Raw genomic sequence first — 25,214 nt, 5'->3', positions numbered from 1 at the left:
TGCGGCAGGCGGGCGTCAGCCCTGGCGCGGGCGCTCGCCCACGTAGATCTCCACGCGGCGGTTGCGTGCCCGGCCTTCGGCCGTGTCGTTGGTGGCCACGGGTTCGCGTGCGCCCCGGCCTTCCACCTGGATGCGCGCCCCGCTCACGCCGCGGGAGGTGAGGTAGTTGCGCGTACTGGTGGCCCGGTCGAGCGACAGCGGATTGTTGATGGAGTCGTTGCCGGTGGAGTCGGTGTAGCCGACGATGCGCACCTCTGCATTGGGATTGTTGCGCAGCCCTTCGGCGAAACGGTCCAGCACCGGAGCGAAGTTGGGCTGGATGTCGGAGCGGTTGGTCGCGAACGAAATGTCGCTGGGAATGTCGAGCTTGAGCTGGTTGTCCTGCGTCTGGGTGACCACCACGCCGGTGCCCTGCGTCACCTGCTGCATTTCCTGCTTCTGGCGCTCCATGTGCTGGGACCAGATGTAGGTGCCCAGGGCGCCTACGCCAGCGCCGATCAGCGCGCCGGTGCCGGCATTGCCGCCCGTCACGGCGCCCAGTACGGCGCCGCCGGCGGCACCCACGCCTGCGCCGGTGGCGGTGCGGCGCTGGGTATCGGTCATGTTGGCACAGCCGCTGGCGAGCAGCACGGCAGCGGTGGCGGCGATGAGTGTGCGGGAAGTGCGCATGGAAGTTCTCCTGTTGTCGTTCGGTGGGACGCCATGGCCAGGCCCGCGGTGCAGCGGAGTGCGGCCGGCCCGGCTGGCGCCTGGAGGCATTTTTCGCGTGCCCGAACCCGTCCGTGACCCGGCGGAGGCCGCCTGCCCTTGCAGGCCCCGTCCTACTTTTCGCCGTCCGGCGGCCGGCTGTCCGGCGGGGGCAACTCGCCCCGCCGCCGCCCGGAGAACATGGTCCACCACACGATGGCGACGAGCACGGCGAGCGCCAGCAATGCTTCAAGCAAAATCAGCCCCATGAATCTCCGTCTCCTGCGCCTGGTGACAACGGCGCTGATTGTAGGAACGCTGGCTGCCTGCTCCACGCCGCCGCCCGTTCTGCCTCCGGCCACCACGCCTTCCGGCCCGCTCATCACCCTGCCTCCGGGGCCCGGCGTACCGCTGCCGCCGGAGCCGGGCGGGCCGCTTCCCCCCCCGATGGCGCAGCCCAAGAGCCGCTGGATCCCGGTGCACTGGTCCGAGTTGCCCGGGTTCTCCAACGATGCGCTCTACGAGGCATGGAACGCCTGGCTGCGCAGCTGCGAGCGGCCACTGCCGGCCTTCGCGCCGCTGTGCCCCGAGATCCGCCGCCTCTCCATCGCCACGCCGGAAGAGCAGCGCGAATGGATGGTGTCGCGCCTGCAACCCTACCGCATCGAGTCGCTGGACGGCAATCCGGACGGCATGCTCACCAGCTATTACGAGCCTTACCTCGATGCCAGCCGCACGCCGGGCAACGGATTCACCGTGCCGCTGTACGGCCTGCCGGCAGGCTACGGCCAGCGCAAGCCCTGGTACACGCGCCAGCAGATCGACACTCTGCCCGAGGCCCAGGCCGCCCTGGCGGGCCGTGCCATCGCCTGGGTGCGCGACCCGGTCGAGGCGCTGGTGGTGCATATCCAGGGCTCGGGCCGGCTGCGCATCCAGGAACCCGACGGATCCGTGCGCCTCGTGCGCGTGGCCTTCGCGGGCACCAACGACCAGCCCTACCAGAGCGTGGGTCGCTGGCTGCTCGACCAGGGACTGGTGCGCGACGCGACCTGGCCCGGCATCCGCGCGTGGACGCTGCAGAACCCGCAGCGCGTGCCCGAGATGCTCTGGGCCAACCCGCGCTACGTGTTCTTCCGCGAGGAGCCGCTGCCGCCCCTGGACGCCGCCTTCGGTCCGCGCGGTGCGCAGGGCGTACCGCTCACCCCGGGCCGCTCCATCGCCGTGGACCGGCAGAGCATTCCCTACGGCACCCCTGTCTGGCTGGCCTCTTCCGGCCCCACCGCGCAGCTGCAGCGCCTGGTGCTGGCGCAGGACACCGGCTCGGCCATCCTGGGCGCCGTGCGGGCCGACTACTTCGCCGGCTGGGGCCAGGAGGCGGGCGACCTGGCGGGGCGGCTCAAGCAGGGGTTGCGGCTGTGGGCGCTGTGGCCGAGGCCATAACTTGGCGGACGTCTGTAATGTATATATATAACTGATGCATTTTATAAGCAAAGATATTTTATAAAAATATTCCTCCACTGCAGAATGCCGGAATTTTCTGGAGGATTGCATGCTTCTGCGCTCGGTATGGCTGTTTTTTCTTCTGTCTTTCGGTAACGCATTTTCGCAGGGGCTTCCTGTAGTCACGGTGACTGCAAGCGGAATATATGATTTTGGTTTTGAAGGGTATGGACCGCAGTCGGTGGGCTCCGTGGGTATTCATGAGCCTTTTCCAGGTTATGTGCAACTCGTCGCAGGTGCCGAGCGTTACATTCAGGCATCCAACGTGCGGTGCAGTGCCACCGGAGACCTGAAGAATGTCACTTCGCAAAGCTCCGTGGAAAGCCGGTGGCTTGCTGCGGAACAGGTTTATCGGAGGTTGAAGGTGTTCGACGGTTTTTGGTCATACTGGGGCAGATCGAACAGGCCGGATGACAAGGGTTTTTTCGTAGTGATCTATGCCGATGGATATGAGGAGCAGTGGGCTGTCCTGAATCCCACATTCTCGGCAGTCACGCCAGGACATCCTATGCCTGGAACGTTGAAGCCAGGCAAGGACGCAGGCGAGGCAGGGGCGGTACAAAATCACTCTGTATGCGGTTGAAAAGCTATAAGGCATTGGGAATGCTGTTCGCTGCCGGGCTGGTGGTCGTGCTCATCGTCCACCTGGCTTTCAAGGGCAGAGGCGGAGCGCCGGAAACAAAGGAGGCGCAGACCATCGTCGTGGCGCCTGTTCCGGAAACCACGGAGCAGGCTCCTGCGCCTGCCGCACCGAGCCCAGGAGGGTCTGCGGCAGAGAAGGAAGAAAAGCGGCAGTCAGGATGGACGGTTCTGTTGCGGCAGGCAAGGGACTACAGGGTTCTATTCCATCAAATGGTCGGCAGCCCGAGGGATGGAAATGGCTTGTATGCGCTAACAATTCTTTTACGGTGCGCATCCGTGCGAGACGAGCCTGCTCCGCCCAGTTGGATCCCTCAATCTGCAGAGCAGCAGAAAGCCAAGATCCTGCGCGAGGAGCGTTGCGCGTCATTCATCGACCAGGAACTGTCGGGTGATGCCATGCTGGCCCTGACCCGGGATCCGAGGGTCGCCAATGACACATACCGGCGCCTGGGAAAGGAGTGGGCGAGCGTTTCAAGCGATCCTCAGGCGCGCATGCCTGTCCTGGAGCGGGTGCTCCGCACCGGCGATCCGCTGCTGATGGAAAACTTGGCTGGATCGCTCTTCCATGCTCCCGATGGAGCCTCGATCGTGTTTTCCGGAAAAGCCTATACCGATGCGGCCGATCAACGTGTGCTGGCCATTGCCTGGGTGGCGGCTACTTGCGGGGCCGTGCCGGGTTGCGATGGCCCGGGAGATGATTATCTCGTCAATGCATGCGCTGCCCGGAATTTGTGCGTTGATTCTCGGCAGGTACTTTTCGCATTGGACGCGCAAGAACGTTTCGGAGACCGGGGGGCTGCGCTCTATGCCGAGGTGTATCCGCAAATGGTGGAGGCTATCCGCCAGCGCGATGCTGGCGTATTCGCTTCTCGTGTGAAGGCTTCCTGAGTACGCGCAGCACGGACACCCGCAGGCTTCCAGTGTCTCATCCGCACAATGCATATCGTGTAGTCTGCTCCTTCCAAAACATCATAGGGAAGGAGAACCGATGACACCGATCCGCACAGCGATCCTCCACATGGCCGCGCTGCTCGCCTGCAGCGCCGCCTGGGCCCAGGCTCCAGCCAATGCCGCAGCCGCCACGGGGCCCGTGCTCCGGCCGGACACCACCGGGCGTTTCATCCCCTTCGTCACCCCCCTGGGCGAAGCGTCCCGGCCGCCGAAACTTCAGTTCGAGGTGCGCACCCCGCCCGGCAGCCCGCAATCCGCCGCCCGCGGCTTCGCCGTCACGATGGACACGGGCTCCACCGGGGTGGTGATCTCCGCGGCCGATCTTCCCGGCTATTCCGACGATGAAGCGGGCCCGGCGGGCTGGGAGTTCCTGTCGAGCAGCAAGCGGCTGTGGGTGGGGCGCTGGGTCGTGCGCGACCTCGTGTTCCGCGCCGCGGAGGGGGGCGTCGTGGCCCGCGTGCCCGTCCTGGCAGTCCAGAAGGAAATGATCTGCCCCTGCTGGGACGAGAAAGCCAACCAGCCGGTCTGCGAGCAGCCCACGAAGACCACGGTCCGCCCCAAGGGGATCGTGTACATGGGCGTGGGGTTCGGGCGCGAACACGATGGCCAGCCGCAGGGCACGCCGGACAAGAATCCACTGCTGAACCTGGTCGCCATCGACGGCCGGCCCGTGCGCGAAGGCGAAGTGCATGCCGGCTACATCGTGACGAAATCCGGCGTGCACGCCGGGCTCACGCCGGCCAATGCTGCGGGCTTCGGCGCCACCAGGCTGCAGCCTGGAAGCCTCCTGGCCAACGGGCAGCCGGCATCCAGCGACCCGCGTGACTGGCAGCAGGCGTCCATGGCCGTGTCCGTGGCCGGCCGGGCACCCGAAGCAGGATCGGTGCTCGTGGATACCGGCATTGCGCAGATGTACCTCACGGTGGCCGACCCGGCGTCGCTGCCGACGCAGCAAATCCCCAACCCCAGCCGTCCGGGCCACACCAGCAATGGCCTGAAGGAGGGCACGCCGGTGCAGGTGCTGTTCCCGGACGCGCAGGCGCCGGTGGCCCGGTATGTATTCAACGCGGGCGGGGCCGGTGCGCCGCGGGCCGTGCTCGTCAACCGGCCGCCCTCCGGCTCTGCCGGCTCCACCTGCGCGGCTGGCAGCACCGTCGCCCAGGGGGCTTCTGCGCCATTCGGGCGCCCGGCCTTCGTGAACACCGGCATGAACCTCCTGCAGCAGTACGACGTGCTGTTCGATGCCGAAGGGGGCTGGTTCGGACTGCGGCCTTTGCCGCGATAAGGGGCTGATACGCGGCGGCGCCAGCCGGTTCAGCGCTCCAGCTCGACCAGGTAGCGGGTCACCACCGGCGGCGCATCGGCCACGTGGAATGCCAGCTTGCGGTCGCGCAGCGCCACATCCGAGGCGGTGACGCGGTCGAAGCGCCGCAGGTGTTCCGTCCAGGACTCGTCCACGATGCGCTCCACATAGCGGGCAGGATCGGCGATGTCGTGCTGCAGCTGCCAGTCGAGCGCGCCCTGGCGCAGGCGGCTGCGGCGGCTCTCCTGCATGGTGTCGCGGAATTCCAAGGCCCGGGCCGGGTCGATCACGTATTCGATGGTCACCACCACGTGGCCCTGCTCGGGCGTCGTGGGGGCGGTGGGCACCTTGAAGGCGCGCGAGGGGCTGAGATCCTCCTCCATGGACCGGTCCGCCACGGTGCGCTGCACCAGGGCCATGGCCGCGGTGCCGGTGAGCGCGGCGAGCGCCAGGCTCACGTGCACGCTGGTCACGGAGGCCACCTGCCCCCAGAAGGCCGCGCCGGCCGCCGTGGCGCCCATGATGGCCATCTGGTAGATCGACATGCCGCGCGCGCGCACCCAGTTCGGCAGCGCCAGCTGTGCCGACACGCTCAGCGAATTCGCCGTGGTGATCCAGGCCATGCCGCCCACCACCATCGCCGGCACCGCCACATAGACGTTCGGGGCGATCGCGACCACCGACGTGGCGAGCGCCTGCAGCAGCGCTCCGCGGCCCACGAGCGTGTCGCGCGGCATCGCCTGGCGCAGCCGCGGCAGGAACATCGCCGCCGCGATGGCCCCGGCGCCCATTGAGGCCAGCAGCAGCGTGAAGGTGCCCGCGCCGCCGCCCTCCAGGTCGCGCGCCACCAGCGGCAGCAGCGCGAGCAGGGCGGTGGCGTGCAGGAAGAAGATCGAGATGCGCCAGAGCACGGCGCGCATGCGCGGCGATTCGCGAACGAACTGCACGCCCACGCGCATCGCGCTGCCGAGCCGCTCGCGGCCCAGCGGATTGGGCACGTGCGTGCGCTTCCAGCGCATGATCGTGAAGCCCGCGATCACCGACAGCACGGCATTGAGCACGAACACCCAGGCGCTGCCCGCGCTCGCGATGATCGCGCCGGCCAGCAGCGGCCCGACGATGCGCGAGGCATTCATGGCCACGCCGTTGAGCGCCAGCGCCGCGGGCAGCTGCGCGCGGCTGACCAGTTCCGGCACGATGGCCGCGAACACCGGCCACCGCATCGCCAGCCCGATGCCGTTGGCAAAGGTCAGGCCCAGCAGCAGCGGCGCCGTCATGCCGCCCGCCAGGATTGCCAGGCACAGCACCAGCGCCACCGCGGCCACCCAGAACTGCGTGGCGATGAAGTAGCGCCGCCGGTCCAGGATGTCCGCCAGCGCGCCGCTGGGCAGCCCCAGCAGGAACACGGGCAGCGTGGAAGCCGTCTGCACCAGCGCCACCAGCACGGGCGAGGTGGTGAGCGTCGTCATCAGCCATGCGGCCGCGACGTCGTTCATCCACATGCAGGTATTGGCCGCGAGCCAGGTGAGCCACAGCATGCGGAACACCGGCACCCCGAGCGGAGCGAGAGGAGAGAGCTCGGCACGCCGCGCGGCGTCCTGGCCGAGCTGTGCGGCCGCCGCGGCCTCGGCGGTGGCGGCTGTCCGGGCGGCGGGTGTGGCGGCCGGGTCTTCGATCAGGCGGCCAGGGGGCAGGGACGTGGAGGAGGAACTGTCGTGGGGCGGCTGGGGTGGCATGTCCTTCCGATTCTGCGGGAGTTAACGGCGATGCGCCATGGGCGACGCGTTCTTCCCGCCTGCGCTCCAGGGCATGCGAGGGGTGGACGGGCACGGAAAGCAAGCAGATCAGCGCTTCGACCTCAGGCTGGCCTGGCATTGCCGGCGCAGAGCTCTCGTCACGGCAATGTCAGTTCCTCGGGGTCTTCTTCGATTCCCAGCCGGGACTGCAGGTCCGGGCCCAGCCTCGACAGCGCCGGTCCCGCGCACGCATGGTGCGCCACCATGGCGCCGTCTTTCCAGACCATCACTCCGTCTTTTTCGCCCCAGCGGCCGAAGGCACTGAAGACCACGTAGGAGTAGGCACCTCGATGGACGCGCAGATAGTTGCCCCCACCTGCCGAGTACCAAAGTCGCTTGGCCTTGAATTGCTCACGCCAGTTGCTGCTGTCCGTCTTGTCGGGAACGTTGATTTCCAAGTTCCCGGGCTTGCCGAAGCGGTACTGCATGTAGCCTTGCGGGCCGCCCGGCTGTCTGGAGGCACAGACGGCAACTGCTCGCTGATTCTTGATGGTGCATGCGAAAACAGGCTCTTCTCCCGATCGGCAGAGGGAAGTTCCGAGGTTTTGCGTTGCGGCAGCGTGGCCGGTAGCCACGGCAGTGAGGCAGACCACACCGCCTGCTGTCCAGATGACTTTCCAGAAAGGATGCATGGCTTTGCGGCAATTATCCAAATGCTTCGTCATCGCCGCAAATGCGCCAGCGGCAACGCCCCTCCCGCCTTCACCTCCCCCAGCGAAAAGCTCGTGTGCATGTCCTTTACGTTGGGAAGGTTCAGCAGCACGCCGCGCGCGAACTGCGAGAAGCTCTCCAGGTCGCGCGCCACCACCTGCAACTCGAACGTGCCGGTGCCGCTGATGTAGTGGCAGGCCACCACTTCGGGGATCTTGGCGATGGCCTCTTCCATCTCGCGCGTGAGGCCGCCGGTGCTGCGGTCGGCATCCAGCCGCACGAAGGCCAGCACGCCCAGGCCGATCCGGTGCCGGTCGATCTCCGCGTGGTAGCCCTTGATGAAGCCTGCCTCCTCCAGGGCCCGCACACGCCGCCAGCATGGCGCGGCCGAGAGGCCCACGCGCTGCGCCAGCTCGGCATTCGTCAGCCGGGCATCGGCCTGCAGTTCCGCGAGGATGGCGATGTCGAATTTGTCGAGTTCTTCCATTTCGTTATTGTTTTCAGAAAGGATCTTTCTGAAACGAGGGTAAACACGGCACGAAAACGAAAGGACATATCCGTTCGTCCTGCCTACACTGGCATGCAAAGCCCGCCCCACCGGGCGCGCCGCCCTGCCCGCGCCCACGAGGCCGCGGCATCCCCGACGATGATGGAGAGACAACCATGAACGCACCGCTGCCGGAGCACATTCGCCGCGCCCTGGAAACAGTGTCACTCGATGACAAATACACCCTGCCGGAGGGCCGGGCCTTCATGAGCGGTGTGCAGGCCCTCGTGCGCCTGCCCATGCTGCAGCGCCAGCGCGACGCCATGGCCGGGCTCAACACCGCCGGCTTCATCAGCGGCTACCGGGGCTCTCCGCTGGGCGGCTACGACCAGGCGCTCTGGGCGGCCCGGAAGCACCTGGCGCAGAACCACATCGTCTTCCAGCCCGGCGTGAACGAGGAACTGGGCGCGACGGCCGTCTGGGGCACGCAGCAGCTGGACCTCTATCCCGACAAGAAGAAGTACGACGGGGTGTTCGGCATCTGGTACGGCAAGGGCCCCGGGGTGGACCGCTGCTCCGACGTGTTCAAGCACGCCAACATGGCCGGCACGGCGAAGCACGGCGGCGTGATCGCCATCGCGGGCGATGACCACATCAGCAAGAGCAGCACCGCGCCGCACCAGAGCGACCACATCTTCAAGGCCTGCGGGCTGCCGGTGTTTTTCCCGAGCAGCGTGCAGGAGATCCTGGACATGGGCCTGCATGCCTTCGCCATGAGCCGCTTCTCGGGCGTATGGTCGGGCATGAAGACCATCCAGGAAGTGGTCGAGTCGTCCAGCAGCATCTCGGTCGATCCGGACCGCGTGAACATCGTGCTGCCCGAGGATTTCGCGATGCCTCCCGGCGGCCTGCACATCCGCTGGCCCGATGCGCCGCTCGAGCAGGAAGCGCGCCTCATGGACTACAAGTGGTATGCGGCCCTCGCGTACATCCGCGCCAACCGGCTCAACTACAACGTCATCGAAGGGCCGCAGGACCGCTTCGGCATCATCGCCAGCGGCAAGGCCTACAACGACACCCGCCAGGCCCTGATCGACCTGGGCCTGGATGACGACACCTGCCGGCAGCTCGGCATCCGCGTGCACAAGGTCAACGTGGTCTGGCCGCTGGAGGCCACCATCACGCGCGATTTCGCGCAGGGCCTGCAGGAGATCCTGGTGGTGGAAGAGAAGCGCCAGGTCATCGAATACCAGCTCAAGGAAGAGCTCTACAACTGGCGCGCCGACGTGCGCCCCAACGTGCTGGGCAAGTTCGACGAGGTGGAGGGAGACAACTCCGGCGGCGAGTGGAGCATGGCCAACCCGAGCCAGAACTGGCTGCTGCGCCCGAAGGCCGACCTGACGCCCGCCATCATCGCGCGCGCGATCGCCAAGCGACTGAAGAAGCTCGGCGTGTCCGACGACGTGGTGGCGCGCATGGACGCGCGCCTGTCCGTGATCGACGCACGCGAGCGCTCGCTCGCCGAGACCGCCGCCGACACGGGCGACCGCACGCCGTGGTTCTGCAGCGGCTGCCCGCACAACACCAGCACCCGCGTGCCCGAGGGCTCGCGCGCCGTGGCCGGCATCGGCTGCCACTACATGGTGAACTGGATGCCGGGCCGCAACACCTCCACCTTCACGCAGATGGGCGGCGAGGGCGTGACCTGGGTGGGCCAGCAGCCGTTCTCGCTGGACAAGCACGTCTTCGCCAACCTGGGCGACGGCACGTACTTCCACAGCGGCCTGCTCGCGATCCGCCAGAGCATCGCTGCCGGGACCAACATCACCTACAAGGTGCTCTACAACGACGCCGTGGCCATGACCGGTGGCCAGCAGGTGGGCGAGCGGCCCGAGGGCCACTCGGTGCTGCAGATCATGAACAGCCTGAAGGCCGAGGGCGTGGCCAAACTGGTCATCGTGACGGACGAGCCCGCCAAGTACGACGGTGTGCCGCTCGCCGAGGGCGTGGCGGTGCACCACCGCGACGAGCTGGACCGCATCCAGCGGGAGTTCCGCGAGATCCCCGGCTGCACGGCCATCATCTACGACCAGACCTGCGCCACCGAGAAGCGCCGCCGCCGCAAGCGCGGCACCCTGGCCACCCCCGACAAGACGGTGGTCATCAACGAACTGGTGTGCGAAGGCTGCGGCGACTGCTCCGTGCAGTCCAACTGCCTGTCCGTGGAGCCGCTGGAGACCGAATTCGGCCGCAAGCGCCGCATCAACCAGAGCACCTGCAACAAGGACTATTCCTGCCTGAAGGGTTTCTGCCCGAGCTTCGTCACCGTCGAGGGCGGCACGCTCAGGAAGCCGAGGAAGGAGAAGAAGGGCGACCTGTCGGCGCTGCCGCCGCTGCCCGAGCCCGTGCTGCCTGCGGCCGAATCCGCCTGGGGCATCGTCGTGGCCGGCGTAGGCGGCACGGGCGTGATCACCATCGGCTCGCTGCTGGGCATGGCCGCCCACCTGGAAGGCAAGGGCGTCATCACCCAGGACGCTGCCGGCCTCGCGCAGAAGGGCGGAGCCACGTGGAGCCACGTGCAGATCGCCAACCGCCCCGAGGCCATCTACACGACCAAGGTCGATACCGCCAAGGCCGACCTCATTATCGGCTGCGACTCCATCGTCGCCTCGCTCAAGACCACCATGGCCGCGATGCAGCCGGGCCGCACCTTCGTGGCGCTGAACAACCACGGTTCGCCGACAGCGTCCTTCGTGAACAACCCCGACTGGCAGTTCCCGGGCCAGCACTGCGACACGGCCATTGCCTCGGCCGTGGGCGAGGAGCTGCTGGGCAGTTTCGATGCCGAGGAGGTGGCGGTGCAGTTGCTGGGCGACAGCATCTACACCAACCCCCTGATGCTGGGCTACGCGTGGCAGAAGGGCCGCGTGCCGCTGTCGCGCGCCGCGCTGATGCGCGCCATGGAGCTCAACGGCGTGCAGGTCGACAACAACAAGGCTGCCTTCGAATGGGGCCGCCGCTGTGCGCACGACCTGGCCGGGGTGCGCGCGCTGTTCCAGACGGCGCAGGTCATCCATTTCGCGAAGAAGCCCGCGCTCGCCGAGATCATCGCGCGCCGCGAGGAATTCCTCACGGGCTACCAGAACGCGGCCTACGCGGCCACCTACCGGGCCTTCGTGCAGAAGGTGCAGGAAGCCGAGGCGCGCTTCGGATCCACCACCCGCCTCACCGAGGCCGTGGCACGCTACCTCTTCAAGCTCATGGCCTATAAGGATGAATACGAGGTGGCCCGCCTGCACACCGACAGCGCCTTCACCGGGAAGATCGCCGGCATGTTCGAGGGCGACTACCGCGTGGTGCATCACCTCGCGCCGCCGCTCACCGCGAAGAAGAACGAGCGCGGCGAACTGGTGAAGAAGGCCTATGGTCCCTGGATGCACAAGGCCTTCGGCGTGCTGGCGAAGATGAAGGGGCTGCGCGGCACGGCGCTCGATCCCTTCGGCCGCACCGAGGAGCGCCGCACCGAGCGCGCGCTGATCCAGGAATACCGCGCCTGCATCGAAGAACTGCTGGCCGGTCTCACGGCGGAGAACCTGCCCCTGGCCGTGGAGATCGCACGCATTCCCGAACAGATCCGCGGGTATGGCCACGTGAAGGAGCGGCACCTGGAAGCGGCCCGCAAGCAGTGGACCGGTCTCATGGCCCGGTGGCGCGGCGGTCCGGCGGAGGTGGCGCTGCGGCAGAGTGCCTGAGGGACCCCGGGGGGCGGCGGAACTGCGCCGGCCGTATAGTGTCCTCCGGAGGAGCGGCTATCCATGAGAATCATTCCGCGCCATACCCCTGCACGCATCGCACGGGCGCTCTCTTTGTCGCTGGCGGTAACGTCGTCGCTGGGAGGCGTTGCGCTGCCTGCGGTTGCAGCATCCGAATCGTCCCGCGTGCCCGTCGATCCGGCGTTCTCTCGGCCCGATCCGCGGCGGATGCCAAGCCGGGCCGCATTGCGTTCGTTTTTGGCTGCAAAGGCCAGCACATCGCATGCGAACACCTTCTGTTTCGTGCAGAGGCGGCTGGACAGGCCCGATACATCGGAGCCGGGCACGAGTGTGCTGTCCATGATCTGGTACGAAGGCGAGTCCGTGCATCGGATAAACCGCGTTCGACCAGGTCAATCGTACGTACCTGACAGGATGGACCCGGACACGGAGGGCCGGATGCTGGCCTATGCCACCGGCGTCGTGAATCTGAAGACCGATGTCGTACCAACGGATACGGATGTTGGCACCAGTACATCCCTGGTGAGCCGGTCGTGGGTCGATCGAATACTCATGCAGTGCCGGCGTGCAGGGACTACGGTTCGGATACCGGCGTTCAAGCCACCCATGCCGAAGCAATAAGTCAGAAAACAAATCGCGGATATCCGAGGGGGAGTTTCCATGGCCAATGCCATCCTGAAATACATGCACGGCAATCCCGTGCCGGGCACGATCACTCTCGTCGAGGGCAATGTTCTGCGCGTCAAGCTGGAGAAGATAGACAAGCGCTACACGCTGGCGGCAGTGAGCGATTACCCCAACGTGCTGGAGGTCACGGGCACGACGCACAACAGCCGAGCGGATGCGTAGGGTTTCACGGTGGCCGCGCGCAATGCCGGCAATGCCAAGCTCATGCTCCAGTCCGAGCGCGGCGCCAGCGCCTCTGTGCTGACGATCACGCCGGCGCTGGTAAGCGTCACGGTGAAGAAGGTGGTGCGTCTGCCCGGCCCTGAGTCTGATGCTGGCCTCCTGGTGCGGCTCTTCCTCGTAGAGATGCCTGCGCCCCAGGAGTGGACGAGGGCCGGGATTGGAGGGCCGGATGCGGCTATGGACGGAATGCGCATGATGCGCAGGGTGATCGCCAACCGGCTGGGCTCCGGCAGCGCCAAGGAGTTCATGGCGGCCGGCGCCCGAAATATCCGGGACATCGTGACTGCCAGTGACCGAGGGCAGGTGCAATTTGCCGGTTTCCAGCATTACCCGCAGATTGCCAGCGGGAAGCAGGAATTGATAGATGCCCGGATGGCCATCGTCAACGATGCCACCAACACGGCCTGGCATGCGAAATACGTGGCGTTTTACGAGGCCGCGCTTTTGGCTGCAACGGAGCCGCTGCCACCAGATCCCAGCCCGACAGGGCTGTTTGGATGGCGGACGGACGACTCCGGGGCCCCCTCGCCCGACTTCGTGGAGTTCAAAACCGTGGGAGGCAATACCTTCTTCACGCACAGGCGCCTGCGCATCCCTGGCCGCTGAGCCTTCCGTGCCTCGGATACGGCTCGGCCCCTGCATAACCCAACGGCCCGCGGGTTATGCCGCCAGGTCGCTGAAACACGCCGCATACAATCCCCTGTTGCCCTGCGGCAGGCGCCCATGCGCCTCTGCGTGCACGATCGGCCCGGTGACCGGGCCGGACGACCCTCTTTTCACCGGAGCCTGTAGCCGTGTTTATCTCTTCCGCTTTCGCCCAGACCGCCCCGGCCGCCGCGCCCGCCGGCGGCATGATGTCCTCGCTCACGAGCATGCTGCCGCTGGTGCTGATGTTCGTGGTGCTGTACTTCATCATGATCCGGCCCCAGATGAAGCGCCAGAAGGAGCACCGCGCCATGATCGACGCGATCGCCAAGGGCGACGAGGTGGCGACGGCCGGCGGCATCCTGGGCAAGGTCACGCGCCTGTCCGAAGGCTTCCTGCACATCGAGATCGCCTCGGGCGTGGAAGTGCAGGTCCAGCGCAGTTCCGTGTCCCAGGTCCTGCCCAAAGGCACGGTGAAGTGAGGGGCAACCCCCTGAGCGGCTGCGCCGCTTCCCCCTTCTCTCGCGCTGCGCGTGGGAAGGGGGACGACGCCAGCGCGGCGGGGCGGCCCTTGCGCGGCGTCTGCTGGCCTGCGCCGCGCCCATTCCAGGCGCCGCACGATGGTGCGGCACGCCGTGGTCAATTGAGATGATAAGAGCGCGATCATGAATCGTTATCCGGTCTGGAAGTACGCGATCCTCGTGGTCGTGCTGCTCGTGGGGATCCTGTACTCCCTGCCCAATGTGTTCGGCGAGGCGCCCGCGGTGCAGGTGTCCTCGGCCAAGGCCTCGGTCAAGGTCGATGCCTCGCTGCAGCGGCGTGTCGAAGAGGCGCTGCAAGGCGCCGGCATCACGCCCGACGCGGTGAGCCTCGACGGCAACTCGGTGCGCGCGCGCTTCGACACGCCCGACACCCAGCTCAAGGCCAAGGACGTCATCCAGAAGGCCCTGGTGCCCGACGCGGCAGATCCGCAGTACATCGTCGCGCTGAACCTCGTCTCCCGTTCGCCCGCATGGCTCACGGCGCTGCATGCGCAGCCCGTCTATCTGGGCCTGGACCTGCGCGGCGGCGTGCACTTCATGCTGCAGGTGGACATGCAGGCGGCGCTCACCAAGAAGGCCGAGTCCTTCGCGGGCGACCTGCGCACCTTCATGCGCGACCGCAACATCCGCCACGGCGGCATCAGCCGCGACGGCCAGACCATCGAGGTGCGCCTGCGCGACGAGGCCGCGGCCACGGCCACGCGCAACCTGATCTCCGACCAGTTCCCCGACCTCGTGGCCACCTCCAGCCCGGACGGGCAGGGCGTGATCGTGCGCGCGACCATCAAGCCCGAGGCCCTGCGCAAGGTGCAGGACCAGGCGCTCAAGCAGAACATGACCACGCTGCACAACCGGATCAACGAACTCGGCGTGGCCGAGCCGGTGATCCAGCAGCAGGGCACGGACCGCATCGTCGTGCAGCTGCCCGGCGTGCAGGACACCGCCAAGGCCAAGGACATCCTGGGCCGCACCGCTACGCTCGAGGTGCGGATGGTGGACGAGAGCACCGAGGCGCGCGGCGCCGAGCGCGGCTCCGGCCCGGTGCCGTTCGGCAGCGAGCGCTACCCCGACCGCAACGGCCAGTTCGTCATCGTCAAGAAGCAGGTCATCCTGACGGGTGAGAACCTGACCGACGCGCAACCCGGCTTCGACGGCCAGACCCAGGAGCCGACCGTCAACCTGACGCTCGACGCCAAGGGCGCGCGCATCTTCAAGGACATCACGCGCGAGAACATCGGCAAGCGCATGGCCATCGTGCTCTTCGAGAAGGGCAAGGGCGAGGTCGTGACGGCCCCGGTGATCCGCTCCGAGATCGGCGGCGGCCGCGTGCAGATCTCCGGCCGCATGACCACGGCCGAGGCCAACGACACCTCGCTGCTGCTGCGCGCCGGCTCGCTGGCCGCGCCGATGGAGATCATCGAGGAATTCACCATCGGCCCCAGCCTGGGTGCCGACAACATCAGCCGCGGCATCCACAGCGTGGTCTGGGGCATGGTGGCCATCGCCGTGTTCATGTGCGTTTACTACGCGCTGTTCGGCGTGTTCTCCACCATCGCGCTGTCGGTGAACGTGCTCATGCTGATCGCCGTGCTGTCCATGCTGCAGGCCACCCTCACGCTGCCCGGCATTGCCGCCATGGCGCTCGCGCTGGGCGTCGCCATCGACTCGAACGTGCTGATCAACGAGCGCATCCGCGAGGAACTGCGCGCGGGCGTCGCGCCGCAGGCGGCCATCCATGCGGGCTACGAGCGCGCCTGGGCGACCATCCTCGACTCCAACGTGACCACGCTCATCGCCGGCCTCGCGCTGCTGGCCTTCGGCTCGGGCCCGGTGCGGGGCTTCGCCGTGGTGCACTGCCTGGGCATCCTGACCAGCATGTTCTCGGCCGTGTTCTTCTCGCGCGGCCTGGTGAACCTCTGGTACGGCCGCAAGAAGAAGCTCAAGAGCGTGTCCATCGGCCAGGTGTGGAAGCCCGGTCCCGACACCCCGGCGGTACCCTCCGCGCCGGCCAAGACGAACTGACCGAAGGAAGACTCGCCATGGAATTCTTCCGCATCAAAAAAGACATCCCCTTCATGAAGCACGCGTTGGTCTTCAACGCGATCTCCTTCATCACCTTCGCGCTGGCCGTCTTCTTCCTCTTCACGCGCGGGCTGCACCTGTCGGTGGAGTTCACGGGCGGCACCGTGATGGAGGTGGCCTACACGCAGGCGGCCGACACCGGCAAGGTGCGCGAAGCCGTTTCGCGGCTCGGATACTCCGACGTGATCGTGCAGAACTTCGGCACCTCGCGCGACGTGATGATCCGCCTGCCCGTGCAGAAGGGGGCGACCTCCGCTCAGCAGAGCGAGCAGGTGATGGGGGCCCTCAAGGAGCAGGACCCGGGCGTCACGCTGCGCCGCACGGAATTCGTCGGTCCGCAGGTGGGCGAGGAACTCGTGCACGGCGGCCTCATGGCGCTCGCCATGGTGGTGGTCGGCATCGTGGTGTACCTCGCGTTCCGCTTCGAATGGAAGTTCGGCGTCGCGGCCATCATCGCCAACCTGCACGACGTGGTCATCATCCTGGGCTTCTTCGCGTTCTTCCAGTGGGAGTTCTCGCTCGCCGTGCTGGCCGGCGTGCTCGCGGTGCTGGGCTACTCGGTGAACGAATCCGTGGTGATCTTCGACCGGATCCGCGAGGCCTTCCGCAAGTACCGCAAGATGACCACGCACGAGGTCATCGACCACGCCATCACGAGCACGATGAGCCGCACGATCATCACCCACGCTTCCACCGAGGCGATGGTACTGTCGATGTTCTTCTTCGGCGGCCCGAGCCTGCACTACTTCGCGCTCGCGCTGACCATCGGCATCCTGTTCGGCATCTACTCCTCGGTGTTCGTCGCCGCTGCCATCGCCATGTGGCTGGGCATCAAGCGCGAAGACCTGGTGAAGGCTCCGGCCCGCAAGGAAGGCGACCCCAACGATCCCAACGCCGGGGCCGCAGTCTGAGCTTTTACGCCACATTCCGGCCCCCGGCGGGCGGCCGGGAGCGGCCTGGTTAGCATTTGCGCCGATGGAATTCCGCGGGGTGGTTCGTCCGTTGGATCTCTGCAGATTCCCGTATGCCGACAGGCCTGTAGCGCGCTCATAATCCGCGGCGTATGGAGACTTCGTCCACCTTCCCGTCAAACGCGAGGCGCCTGGCCCGCCTGGGGCGCCAGCGTTTCATCGAGGGACTGGGCGAAGGCCTGCCCGCCCTGGACGCCGAGCTCCAGGAGTTCACCACCCACCTCATGGGGCTGACGGCCACCCAGCGCGTCATGCAGGAGCGCCGCGACCTGTGGATGCGCTACCAGCAGTTCCATGGTGCGTGGATCGCCGGCGCGGCGCGGTCGCTGCGTGATGCGGTCACCACGCTCCCCAGTACGCGCAGCGCCGCGCTCGCCGGGGGATTTTCGCTCGCAGGGCTCGAGCTGGTGAGCGACGACGTGGTGGAAAACAAGATCCTCGCGTCCCGCATCGGCCTGTCCGTGGCGGAGCGGGCCGGCCCTGCCTTCGACGCGGTGCGCAGGCACCTGCAGCATCTCGAAGGCGAGGAGCCCGGCGAGCGAGACCTCCTGCGCCCCGAAGTCCTGGCCCTGCATCTCGTGGATCCGTGGGTGGCCTGCGGCCTGCTGCGCGCGGACCTGCAGGCCCTGCTCGAGCCGCTGCAGCGCGCCCTGGGTGCGCTGGTGCTCGCGCAATACGAGGCCCTGGTCCGCTTCTTCGAGGAGCAGGGCGTGCGACCGGACGACGACCTGCGTTCGCGCGTGCGCCGTACGGGCGGGACGACGGTGCAGGGAGGGCTCGGGTCCCCTCCTGTCTCCGGAATGGGGGCAGGCATGGCCATGCCGCAGGCCGGGGACCCGTCCACTGGCGGTGGATTGCGCGCTCCTTCCCGGCCCATGGGGACCATGCCGGGCGGGGTTTCGGGTTTCGCCGGCACGCAGGCTGCTGCCTACGGCTCGCCCCTGGCCCGGGCCCGCCAGCGCGCGCAGGGCGTGATGGGGCAGTTGCGCCGGATTCTCGTGCAGCCGGCCATCGCGGCGTTCAGTCCCTCGGGCGCCGGGCGCATGGCGGGCGATGCTCCTGCTCCGGCGGCACCGGCGTCGGCGGCGCTCCAGCAGGCACTCGCGGAACAGCGGCTGATGGCCGACAGCTTCTACCAAAGCGAGATCGCCACCCTGGTCCTGGACTATCACAGCCCCGCCGCGGTGGTGCAGGTGGCAGGCGCTGCGCGCGAGCGCACCGCGGAGCTCAAGGCCAAGGCGGAAACGCCGGGCGAGAAGGCCATCATCGAGGTGGTCGCGCTGATGTTCCAGAGCATCCTGAGCGAAGACCGCATCCCGCCCGCGGTGCGCGTGTGGTTCGCGCGGCTGCAGGTTCCCGTGCTGCGGGTGGCCCTGGCCGAGCCGGAATTCTTCAGCGACATGGCGCATCCCGCCCGCCAGCTCATCGACCGCATGGGCGGCGTGGTCCTGGGGTTCGATACCGCGGCGATCCAGGGCAGCGCCCTGGAGGCCGAGATCCGGCGCGTGGTGCAGGTGATCGAGCAGTATCCGGAAACCGGACAGCGGGTGTTCCAGCTGGTGCTCGCGGAGTTCGAGGCTTTCATTTCCAGGTTCCTCACGGCGCCCCAGGCCACCTCGCGCATCGTCAGCGTGGCGCAGCAGGTGGAGCAGAAGGAGACGATGGCGATCCAGTACACCATCGAGCTGCGCAACCTGCTCAAGGACATGCCGGTGCGCGACGAGATCCGCAGCTTCCTGTTCAAGACCTGGGCCGAAGTGCTGGCGCTGTCGGCCGTGCGCAGCGGCGCGCAGCATGCGGACACCGCGGCGTTCAAGCGGGCGGCTACCGACCTCGTTTGGGCCGCCAGCGCCAAGCCCCAGCGGGCGGAGCGTGCGCAGGTCATCCAGAGCCTGCCGGGCCTGCTGCAGCGGCTGCGGCAGGGCCTGGAGCTGCTGGGCGTGACCGGCGCGCCGCAGGACGTGCACATCAAGATCCTCACCGACACGCTCGCCGACGCCTTCCTCTCCAAGACGGCGTCCATCCCGCAGGCGCACATCGACGCGATGGCCCGGCGACTGGACCACCTCGAGGACTACATGAGCGACGCCACGCTGGGCGACATGCCGCTCGATGCCGACTACCTGGAAATGATGCTGGGCATCGATGCCTCGTCCATCCACGTCGCGGCGGACAACGGCACGCCCGTGGACGAGGCCATGGTGGCCTGGGCGCGCGAACTGCAGCTGGGGGCGTGGTTCACGCTGGACCACAACGGTGCCTCGGCGCAGGTGCAGTACGCATGGCACAGCGAGCGCCGGCAGCTGCATCTTTTCGCGGCGCCGGACGGTAGCAGCTACCTGTTGCAGTTGCGGCGGATGGCCGCCTACCTGCAGGCAGGCCTGCTGGTGCCGCAGGAAGAGGAAGCCCTCACGATGCGCGCTACGCGCGATGCGCTCGCCAAGATCGACGCGAACCCGGAGCGGCTGCTGGGTTAGCCCCGACTGCCGGTTCTCGGCTGCCGGGTGGACCACATGGTGGCTTCTTCATTCCGGCAGGTCGCCGTCGTTCTCCATCCGGCCGCCGACCACGCGCCGCACCACGTCGCCCGGGAAGCCGCGAGCCGCGAGGAAACGCATCTGGCGTGCACGCTCCTGGGGTGTTTCCGGGGGCGTGCCGAAGCGCTGGCGCCAGACGGCAAGGGCGCGCGCAGCCTCGGTGCCGCGCAGGCGCTCGGCCGTCTCGCGCACCAGCGCATCGTCCAGCCCCTTGGCGCGCAGTTCCTGCACCACGCGCTGCGTGCCCAGTCGCGCCGCGCGGCGGTTCACCACGGATTCGGCCACGCGGCCGGCATTGATGAAGTCCCTGGCCTGGAGTTCATCGAGCACCGCGTGCAGGTCGTCGCCCTCCTGCACGTGCCGTGCAAGCTTCGCCTCCAGTTCGGAGCGCGAATGCTCGCGCTGGGCCAGCAGGCGCAGCGCGCGGCCCTTGAGGGAGAGGGGGGAAGAAAGACCCATGGGAGTCGCAGCCGCGCCGGCCCGCCGCGCAAGGCGGCAGGCCGGCGCTTCGGATGCCCAGTGGATCAGGCCTCGTCGCCGGCAGCGGCGCCGGCTGCCACGGGCGGCAGTTGCGAGACGCCCAGGCCGTCGCGCACCTTGTTCTCGATCTCGCGGGCCAGGTCGGCGTTCTCGCGCAGGAACTCGCGTGCGTTGTCCCGGCCCTGGCCGATCTTCTCGCCGTTGTAGGCGTACCAGGCGCCGCTCTTCTCGATGATGCGGGCGTTCACGCCCATGTCGATGATCTCGCCCTCGCGGCTGATGCCTTCGCCGAAGAGGATGTCGAACTCGGCCGTCTTGAAGGGCGGGCTCACCTTGTTCTTCACCACCTTCACCTTGGTCTCGTTTCCGATGGCCTCGTCGCCCTTCTTGATCGTGCCGGTGCGGCGGATGTCCAGGCGCACGGAGGCGTAGAACTTCAGCGCGTTGCCGCCCGTGGTGGTCTCGGGGCTGCCGAACATCACGCCGATCTTCATGCGGATCTGGTTGATGAAGATGACCATGCAGTTCGTCTTCTTGATCGTGGCGGTGAGCTTGCGCAGCGCCTGGCTCATCAGGCGGGCCTGCAGGCCGGGCAGCGCGTCGCCCATCTCGCCTTCGATTTCGGCCTTGGGGGTCAGTGCGGCGACCGAGTCCACCACGATCAGGTCCACGGCGCCGGAGCGCACGAGGCTGTCCACGATTTCCAGGGCCTGCTCCCCGGTGTCGGGCTGGCTGATGAGCAGGTCGGGCACGTGCACGCCGAGCTTCTGGGCGTACTGGATGTCGAGCGCGTGCTCGGCATCGACGAAGGCGCAGGTGCCGTTCTGCTTCTGCATCTCGGCGATGACCTGCAGCGTGAGCGTGGTCTTGCCGGAGGATTCGGGGCCGTAGATCTCGATCACGCGGCCGCGGGGCAGGCCGCCCACGCCGAGGGCGACGTCCAGGCCCAGCGAGCCGGTGGAGACGACCTGGATGTCCTCGATGGCTTCGCCTTCGCCCAGGCGCATGATGGTGCCCTTGCCGAACTGCTTTTCGATCTGGGCGAGGGCTGCCTGCAGGGCCTTGGCCTTTTCGCTATTGGCGGCGTTGTTCTTGACGGGTGCGTCCATGGAGTGCTCCTGAAAGAGGAAAACGTGGAAGAAAAGGCCGGCGAATGCGATGCCAGGGGTGGCTGTCTTCAATCACAGGCTGGATGCTTGACCAGTAGTGTAGGGGCGTCATACTTTCCGAACAATGCATTTTTTGGTCAGTTTGCCTGACAATTGACGCATGGCCTTCTCCCCGTATCCGCAGCCTCCGTCGGCCACCCTGGCTACCCGGGACGACGCCTGGCGCCTCACCCACCTGGGCCGCCTGCTCGGCCATGCCATGCGCCGCTTCGACGCGCGTGTGCTCGAACTGATGGCGCACGATGTGCAGGTCCCTCTGGCGCTGTCGCACCTGGCCGCCCGCGACCAGGTCAGCGCGGCCCACATCCACATCACCCGCCACCTGTCGCTGCAGGGCGACCGGCTCACCGACCTGGCGGCGCGCGCCGGCATGGCCAAGCAGTCGATGGCCGCGCTGGTGGACCAGTGCGAAGCCTGGGGCCTCGTGGCGCGCGAGCCCGACCCGCACGACGCGCGGGCGCGACGGGTGCGTTTCACCGCCACGGGCCTGGCTTGGCTGCAGGCCTTCCGCAGTGCGGTCGCGCAGGCCGAGGCGGAATTCGGCGCGGAGGTGGGCGATGCCGTGGCCGCTGTCGTGCGGCTGGGCCTGGAGGCGTATGCGGGAGGCGATGGCGGGGAGCCGTGATCTGCGTCCGTCCCGTTCCGTCACATCCCGACCAACGGCCGATGTCCCTAGAATCGGCGGGACGCCCGGATGCCGGCCAGACCGGCTGCGGCGCAATCCCAAGAACACCGGAGACAGGCCCATGCGCATCCTCATTGCCGAAGACGATCAGGTTCTGGCGGATGGCCTGCTGCGCACGCTGCGGGGTTCCGGCGCCGCGGTGGACCATGTGGCGAGCGGCAGCGATGCCGACACCGTGCTCGCGACGACGCAGGAATTCGACCTGCTGATCCTCGACCTCGGCCTGCCGCGCATGCATGGGCTGGACGTGCTCAAGCGGCTGCGTGGCCGCGGTTCGGCGCTGCCGGTGCTGATCCTCACGGCGGCCGACAGCGTCGACGAGCGCGTGAAAGGCCTGGACTACGGCGCCGACGACTACATGGCCAAGCCCTTCTCGCTGCAGGAACTGGAGGCGCGCGTGCGCGCCCTCACGCGCCGCGGCATGGGCGCCACCAGCAGCACCATCCGGCACGGCCCGCTCGTCTATGACCAGGCAGGGCGCATGGCCACCATCGATGGCAAGCTGGTCGAGCTGTCCGCCCGCGAACTGGGCCTGCTGGAAGTGCTGCTGCAGCGTGCCGGGCGGCTGGTGAGCAAGGAGCAACTGGTGGAGCGGCTCTGCGAGTGGGGCGAGGAAGTGAGCAACAACGCCATCGAGGTGTACATCCACCGCCTGCGCAAGAAGATCGAGCGCGGGCCGATCCGCATCGCCACGGTGCGGGGGCTGGGCTACTGCCTGGAGAAGGTCGCCGCCTAGCGCGACCTCCTGCTGCCGCGGGCGACGTGCCTTGAAGATCTTCCAGCGCGAACAGCGGTCGCTTTTCGGGGAGATCCTCGACTGGATGCTCACGCCGCTGCTGCTGCTGTGGCCGGTGAGCCTGGCGCTGACCTGGCTCGTGGCCCAGGGGCTGGCGAACAAGCCCTTCGACCGGGCACTGGAGTACAACGCCCACGCACTCGCGCAACTCGTCACGGTGCAGGACGGCCGCGCGCAGTTCAACCTGCCGCAGCCCGCGGGCGAGATCCTGCGCGCGGATGAATCCGACATCGTTTACTACCAGGTCCTGGGCCCCCGGGGAGAGTTTCTGTCCGGCGAGCGCGACCTGCCCCGGCCGCCGCCGCCCGACGACGACCGCCCGCTGTCCGGCCAGGTGCGGCTGCGCGACGCGGAGTTGCGCGGCATCGAAATCCGCGTGGCGGCCATCTGGGTGCGTCTGCCGGTGCCGGGGGCTCCCGCCGCGCTGGTGCAGGTGGCGGAAACACGGGAAAAGCGCAGCGTGCTCGCCACCGAGATCATCAAGGGCGTGATGCTCCCGCAGTTCGTCATCCTGCCGCTCGCCGTGCTGCTGGTCTGGCTCGCGCTGGCACGCGGCATCCAGCCGCTGCACCGGCTGGAAGAGCGCATCCGCGCACGCGATCCGGACGACCTCTCCCCGCTGGACCACCGGGCGGTGCCGCTGGAAGTGGCTCCGCTCGTGGATTCGGTGAACGACCTGCTGCGGCGCCTGCAGGATTCGCTGGCCACGCAAAAGCGCTTCCTGGCGGACGCGGCCCACCAGCTCAAGACCCCGCTGGCGGGCTTGCGCATGCAGGCCGACCTCGCGCAGCGCGAAGGAACCAGCACCGAAGACCTCAAGCGCTCGCTGCAGCAGATCGGCCGCGCCAGCGTGCGCGCGACCCACACGGTCAACCAGCTGCTGGCGCTGGCGCGCGCGGAAGCGGGCGGTGCCGTGCTGGCGCGGCAGCCGGTGGATCTGGCGCGCCTGGTGCGCGAGGCCGTGCGCGACTGCGTGCCACGGGCGCTGGAGAAGTCCATCGATCTCGGCTACGAGGGCGCCCAGCCGGCGGACCCCGGCGTGTGGGTGGACGGCAACCCGACCCTGCTCAAGGAGCTGGCGCGCAATCTGCTGGACAACGCGATCAACTACACGCCTTCGAGCAGCGGCCGACCCGGGGTGGTGACCGCGCGCGTGCTGGCCGATCCGTTCGGCCGCATCGTGCTGCTGCAGGTGGAGGATTCCGGCCCCGGTGTGCCGGAGGCGGAGCGCGAACTGGTGTTCCGCCCTTTCTACCGGGCGCTGGGCACCGATGCCGACGGTTCGGGCCTGGGCCTGCCCATCGTGCTGGAGATCGCGCGCCAGCATGGCGCGCAGGTGCGGCTGGAGGATGCCCATCCCGGCCTGAATCCACCGGGGGCATGTTTTTCGGTGCGATTCGCTGCCGGGGACGATCCGCAGCCAGCGTGAGCCAGTCGCCCTGCCGAAAAGCTCACACCGAAAAGCTGCGGCAGGCACGCAAAAGCCCGCCGGGCGTTGCCGGGCGGGCTTTTGCATCACCCACGGCTCCCGGAACCAGGAGCCGTGGGCAAGGGCGTGGTCATCAGTTCGTCATCGGCACGGTGCCGTGCTCGTACATGCTGGCCACGGCGCTCACGTCACCGCCCAGACGGCGAACTTCGGCGACGTACTCGGGGCCGCTGCGCAGACGCTGGTACTCGGCCAGGCGCTCCTGGTACACGGGGTCGCTGGCCAGGGAGCGTTCACCTTCCTGGAACTTGTCCAGGCCGGCGCGGCGCCACAGGTTGGCATCGGCGATCACTTCAGCGCGCGACAGGGGCTGCTGGCTGGACTGCGCGGCCACCGGGGTGGGGCCGGCCCATTCCTCCTGGGACAAGGGGGCTGCCGTGGCGGCGGTGGCACCTGCGAAGGCGATGGTGGCGATGGCGATGAGATGCTTGCGATTCATGGCGATGAGTCCTTTCTTCGACAAGGGGAACAATGTGCAGCGCGCCGGATTGCGTTCTGCATGGGACGAAGTTTGCGCCTCATCCCTGCCGCTGCATGTGCGAAAACGCACGGATTCGTGTAGGTCTGTGTCCGACCGGCCTGTGCTACCGGGAGTTCCGCAGCGTGGGAGAACAGGTGGTTTCAGACGCAACGGAGGGTGTCGCTCAGTTGCCGCCGGTGGCAGTGCCCTGGCCCGCCACGGTGCTTGCTTCTCCGCCCTGGCGGCGCACTTCGGCCAGGTATTCTGGGCCGCTGCGCAGGCGACGGTACTCGGCCAGGCGCTGCTCGTTGGCGGAGTCCGCGATGAAGCTGTGGTCGCCCTGGCTCATGCCGCGCAGGCCGGCACGATTCCACAAAGCGAGGTCGGCGGCCACTTCGGCGCGCGACAGCGGCTTGCCCTGCGCGGCGGGCTCGGCGCCGAACCATTCTTCCTGCGAAGCGGGTGCGGCCGATGCGGCGCCGGCGAAAGCGAGTGCGGCCAGGGCGAGGATGAGGGCGGAGGGACGGCGTGCGTTCATGATGGTTTCCTTTCGGTTGGGTCATCGCCGCGTTGCGTTGTTGCGTTGCGGCATGGAGGCAAGTGTGTCCCCTCGACCCCGTCCAGGTCTGTGCGAAAGCGCACAGCTTGCGTCAGATGGC

The 25,214-nt window shown here is 67.7% G+C and carries 24 protein-coding genes; 15 read left to right on the top strand and 9 right to left on the bottom strand.

Annotated elements, in window-relative coordinates:
• Positions 1–15: 15 nt before the first annotated feature.
• Both ACAV_RS22790 and ACAV_RS25215 read right to left on the bottom strand, forming a co-directional pair.
• Complete coding sequence (locus ACAV_RS22790) at positions 16–669, bottom strand: YiaD family glycine zipper/OmpA-like lipoprotein (protein ID WP_013596931.1); 654 nt, start codon at positions 667–669, stop codon at positions 16–18.
• A 152-nt stretch (positions 670–821) separates the two neighbouring features.
• A complete protein-coding gene (locus ACAV_RS25215; protein WP_264080721.1) occupies positions 822–956 on the bottom strand; it encodes a hypothetical protein in 135 nt (44 codons plus the stop codon).
• On the opposite strand from ACAV_RS25215, the gene mltA reads away from it, so the two are divergent.
• From mltA to ACAV_RS22775, 4 genes are all read left to right on the top strand, one after another.
• A complete protein-coding gene (mltA, locus tag ACAV_RS22785) occupies positions 955–2,127 on the top strand; it encodes a murein transglycosylase A (RefSeq protein ID WP_244875502.1) in 1,173 nt (390 codons plus the stop codon). The genes ACAV_RS25215 and mltA overlap by 2 nt on opposite strands.
• 109 nt (positions 2,128–2,236) lie before the next feature.
• Complete coding sequence (locus ACAV_RS24820) at positions 2,237–2,770, top strand: hypothetical protein (protein ID WP_157768808.1); 534 nt, start codon at positions 2,237–2,239, stop codon at positions 2,768–2,770.
• Positions 2,771–2,790: 20 nt separating this feature from the next.
• On the top strand, positions 2,791–3,717 hold the full coding sequence (locus ACAV_RS24815) for a hypothetical protein (protein WP_013596929.1): 927 nt from the start codon (positions 2,791–2,793) through the stop codon (positions 3,715–3,717).
• Positions 3,718–3,817: 100 nt separating this feature from the next.
• Entirely contained in the window at positions 3,818–5,065 is a 1,248-nt protein-coding gene (locus tag ACAV_RS22775; protein ID WP_013596928.1) for a hypothetical protein, read from the top strand.
• 29 nt (positions 5,066–5,094) lie between these two features.
• Here ACAV_RS22775 and ACAV_RS22770 read toward each other — a convergent pair whose 3' ends face one another.
• The 3 genes from ACAV_RS22770 to ACAV_RS22760 all read right to left on the bottom strand — a co-directional run bounded on the left by ACAV_RS22770 (position 5,095) and on the right by ACAV_RS22760 (position 8,017).
• Positions 5,095–6,819 (bottom strand): MFS transporter, encoded by a 1,725-nt coding sequence (locus ACAV_RS22770; RefSeq protein WP_013596927.1) that lies wholly within the window; start codon positions 6,817–6,819, stop codon positions 5,095–5,097.
• Positions 6,820–6,977: 158 nt separating this feature from the next.
• Positions 6,978–7,544, bottom strand: a complete 567-nt coding sequence (locus tag ACAV_RS22765; RefSeq protein WP_013596926.1) for a hypothetical protein — start codon at positions 7,542–7,544, stop codon at positions 6,978–6,980.
• Positions 7,541–8,017: an Lrp/AsnC family transcriptional regulator gene (locus ACAV_RS22760; RefSeq protein ID WP_013596925.1), complete on the bottom strand. Its 477-nt coding sequence runs from the start codon at positions 8,015–8,017 to the stop codon at positions 7,541–7,543. The genes ACAV_RS22765 and ACAV_RS22760 overlap by 4 nt, the downstream gene beginning before the upstream one ends.
• A gap of 176 nt (positions 8,018–8,193) precedes the next feature.
• On the opposite strand from ACAV_RS22760, the gene ACAV_RS22755 reads away from it, so the two are divergent.
• From ACAV_RS22755 to ACAV_RS22730, 8 genes are all read left to right on the top strand, one after another.
• Positions 8,194–11,769, top strand: a complete 3,576-nt coding sequence (locus tag ACAV_RS22755; protein WP_013596924.1) for an indolepyruvate ferredoxin oxidoreductase family protein — start codon at positions 8,194–8,196, stop codon at positions 11,767–11,769.
• 63 nt (positions 11,770–11,832) lie between these two features.
• Positions 11,833–12,411, top strand: a complete 579-nt coding sequence (locus ACAV_RS24275; RefSeq protein WP_081463147.1) for a hypothetical protein — start codon at positions 11,833–11,835, stop codon at positions 12,409–12,411.
• 39 nt (positions 12,412–12,450) lie between these two features.
• A complete protein-coding gene (locus ACAV_RS25160) occupies positions 12,451–12,639 on the top strand; it encodes a hypothetical protein (protein ID WP_225981636.1) in 189 nt (62 codons plus the stop codon).
• 9 nt (positions 12,640–12,648) lie between these two features.
• Positions 12,649–13,305 carry a hypothetical protein gene (locus ACAV_RS22750; RefSeq protein ID WP_225981637.1) on the top strand — a complete coding sequence of 219 codons (657 nt, stop codon included), beginning with the start codon at positions 12,649–12,651 and terminating at the stop codon, positions 13,303–13,305.
• Positions 13,306–13,493: 188 nt separating this feature from the next.
• Positions 13,494–13,826, top strand: a complete 333-nt coding sequence (gene yajC, locus ACAV_RS22745) for a preprotein translocase subunit YajC (RefSeq protein WP_013596922.1) — start codon at positions 13,494–13,496, stop codon at positions 13,824–13,826.
• A gap of 183 nt (positions 13,827–14,009) precedes the next feature.
• The gene (gene secD, locus ACAV_RS22740; protein WP_013596921.1) at positions 14,010–15,908 is read left to right on the top strand and encodes a protein translocase subunit SecD; all 1,899 of its coding nucleotides are present in this window, start codon (positions 14,010–14,012) and stop codon (positions 15,906–15,908) included.
• 17 nt (positions 15,909–15,925) lie between these two features.
• Positions 15,926–16,879: a protein translocase subunit SecF gene (secF, locus tag ACAV_RS22735; protein WP_013596920.1), complete on the top strand. Its 954-nt coding sequence runs from the start codon at positions 15,926–15,928 to the stop codon at positions 16,877–16,879.
• A gap of 152 nt (positions 16,880–17,031) precedes the next feature.
• Positions 17,032–19,416 (top strand): DUF1631 family protein, encoded by a 2,385-nt coding sequence (locus tag ACAV_RS22730; protein ID WP_013596919.1) that lies wholly within the window; start codon positions 17,032–17,034, stop codon positions 19,414–19,416.
• Between the two features lie 48 nt (positions 19,417–19,464).
• Here the strand turns inward: ACAV_RS22730 and recX are convergent, their stop codons facing one another.
• Positions 19,465–19,935, bottom strand: a complete 471-nt coding sequence (recX, locus tag ACAV_RS22725) for a recombination regulator RecX (RefSeq protein ID WP_013596918.1) — start codon at positions 19,933–19,935, stop codon at positions 19,465–19,467.
• A 65-nt stretch (positions 19,936–20,000) separates the two neighbouring features.
• On the bottom strand, positions 20,001–21,065 hold the full coding sequence (gene recA, locus ACAV_RS22720; RefSeq protein ID WP_013596917.1) for a recombinase RecA: 1,065 nt from the start codon (positions 21,063–21,065) through the stop codon (positions 20,001–20,003).
• Positions 21,066–21,225: 160 nt separating this feature from the next.
• Between recA and ACAV_RS22715 the strand changes: the two genes are divergently transcribed.
• The 3 genes from ACAV_RS22715 (at position 21,226) to ACAV_RS22705 (ending at position 24,035) form a co-directional block, all read left to right on the top strand.
• The gene (locus ACAV_RS22715) at positions 21,226–21,750 is read left to right on the top strand and encodes a MarR family winged helix-turn-helix transcriptional regulator (RefSeq protein WP_013596916.1); all 525 of its coding nucleotides are present in this window, start codon (positions 21,226–21,228) and stop codon (positions 21,748–21,750) included.
• 121 nt (positions 21,751–21,871) lie between these two features.
• Positions 21,872–22,546, top strand: coding sequence for a response regulator (locus ACAV_RS22710; protein WP_011797639.1), 675 nt, complete (start codon positions 21,872–21,874; stop codon positions 22,544–22,546).
• A 31-nt stretch (positions 22,547–22,577) separates the two neighbouring features.
• Positions 22,578–24,035: a sensor histidine kinase gene (locus ACAV_RS22705; RefSeq protein WP_013596915.1), complete on the top strand. Its 1,458-nt coding sequence runs from the start codon at positions 22,578–22,580 to the stop codon at positions 24,033–24,035.
• Positions 24,036–24,168: 133 nt separating this feature from the next.
• Here ACAV_RS22705 and ACAV_RS22700 read toward each other — a convergent pair whose 3' ends face one another.
• Complete coding sequence (locus ACAV_RS22700) at positions 24,169–24,534, bottom strand: DUF4148 domain-containing protein (protein ID WP_013596914.1); 366 nt, start codon at positions 24,532–24,534, stop codon at positions 24,169–24,171.
• A gap of 205 nt (positions 24,535–24,739) precedes the next feature.
• Entirely contained in the window at positions 24,740–25,093 is a 354-nt protein-coding gene (locus tag ACAV_RS22695) for a DUF4148 domain-containing protein (protein ID WP_013596913.1), read from the bottom strand.
• Between the last annotated feature and the right edge of the window lie 121 nt (positions 25,094–25,214).

It is taken from the genome of Paracidovorax avenae ATCC 19860 (assembly GCF_000176855.2).
GTDB lineage: Bacteria > Pseudomonadota > Gammaproteobacteria > Burkholderiales > Burkholderiaceae_C > Paracidovorax > Paracidovorax avenae.
This window is presented reverse-complemented; position numbering and strand designations above follow the sequence as displayed.

Coding starts and splice junctions, on each gene's coding strand:
- ACAV_RS22765 (WP_013596926.1), bottom strand. CDS start 7,544: ATGACGAAGCATTTGGATAATTGCCGCAAAGCCATGCATCCTTTCTGG.
- ACAV_RS22770 (WP_013596927.1), bottom strand. CDS start 6,819: ATGCCACCCCAGCCGCCCCACGACAGTTCCTCCTCCACGTCCCTGCCC.
- ACAV_RS24275 (WP_081463147.1), top strand. CDS start 11,833: ATGAGAATCATTCCGCGCCATACCCCTGCACGCATCGCACGGGCGCTC.
- ACAV_RS22695 (WP_013596913.1), bottom strand. CDS start 25,093: ATGAACGCACGCCGTCCCTCCGCCCTCATCCTCGCCCTGGCCGCACTC.
- mltA (WP_244875502.1), top strand. CDS start 955: ATGAATCTCCGTCTCCTGCGCCTGGTGACAACGGCGCTGATTGTAGGA.
- recX (WP_013596918.1), bottom strand. CDS start 19,935: ATGGGTCTTTCTTCCCCCCTCTCCCTCAAGGGCCGCGCGCTGCGCCTG.
- secF (WP_013596920.1), top strand. CDS start 15,926: ATGGAATTCTTCCGCATCAAAAAAGACATCCCCTTCATGAAGCACGCG.
- ACAV_RS22775 (WP_013596928.1), top strand. CDS start 3,818: ATGACACCGATCCGCACAGCGATCCTCCACATGGCCGCGCTGCTCGCC.
- ACAV_RS24820 (WP_157768808.1), top strand. CDS start 2,237: ATGCTTCTGCGCTCGGTATGGCTGTTTTTTCTTCTGTCTTTCGGTAAC.
- secD (WP_013596921.1), top strand. CDS start 14,010: ATGAATCGTTATCCGGTCTGGAAGTACGCGATCCTCGTGGTCGTGCTG.
- recA (WP_013596917.1), bottom strand. CDS start 21,065: ATGGACGCACCCGTCAAGAACAACGCCGCCAATAGCGAAAAGGCCAAG.
- ACAV_RS22710 (WP_011797639.1), top strand. CDS start 21,872: ATGCGCATCCTCATTGCCGAAGACGATCAGGTTCTGGCGGATGGCCTG.
- ACAV_RS22730 (WP_013596919.1), top strand. CDS start 17,032: ATGGAGACTTCGTCCACCTTCCCGTCAAACGCGAGGCGCCTGGCCCGC.
- ACAV_RS24815 (WP_013596929.1), top strand. CDS start 2,791: ATGCTGTTCGCTGCCGGGCTGGTGGTCGTGCTCATCGTCCACCTGGCT.
- ACAV_RS22790 (WP_013596931.1), bottom strand. CDS start 669: ATGCGCACTTCCCGCACACTCATCGCCGCCACCGCTGCCGTGCTGCTC.
- ACAV_RS25215 (WP_264080721.1), bottom strand. CDS start 956: ATGGGGCTGATTTTGCTTGAAGCATTGCTGGCGCTCGCCGTGCTCGTC.
- ACAV_RS22760 (WP_013596925.1), bottom strand. CDS start 8,017: ATGGAAGAACTCGACAAATTCGACATCGCCATCCTCGCGGAACTGCAG.
- ACAV_RS22700 (WP_013596914.1), bottom strand. CDS start 24,534: ATGAATCGCAAGCATCTCATCGCCATCGCCACCATCGCCTTCGCAGGT.
- ACAV_RS22755 (WP_013596924.1), top strand. CDS start 8,194: ATGAACGCACCGCTGCCGGAGCACATTCGCCGCGCCCTGGAAACAGTG.
- ACAV_RS25160 (WP_225981636.1), top strand. CDS start 12,451: ATGGCCAATGCCATCCTGAAATACATGCACGGCAATCCCGTGCCGGGC.
- ACAV_RS22715 (WP_013596916.1), top strand. CDS start 21,226: ATGGCCTTCTCCCCGTATCCGCAGCCTCCGTCGGCCACCCTGGCTACC.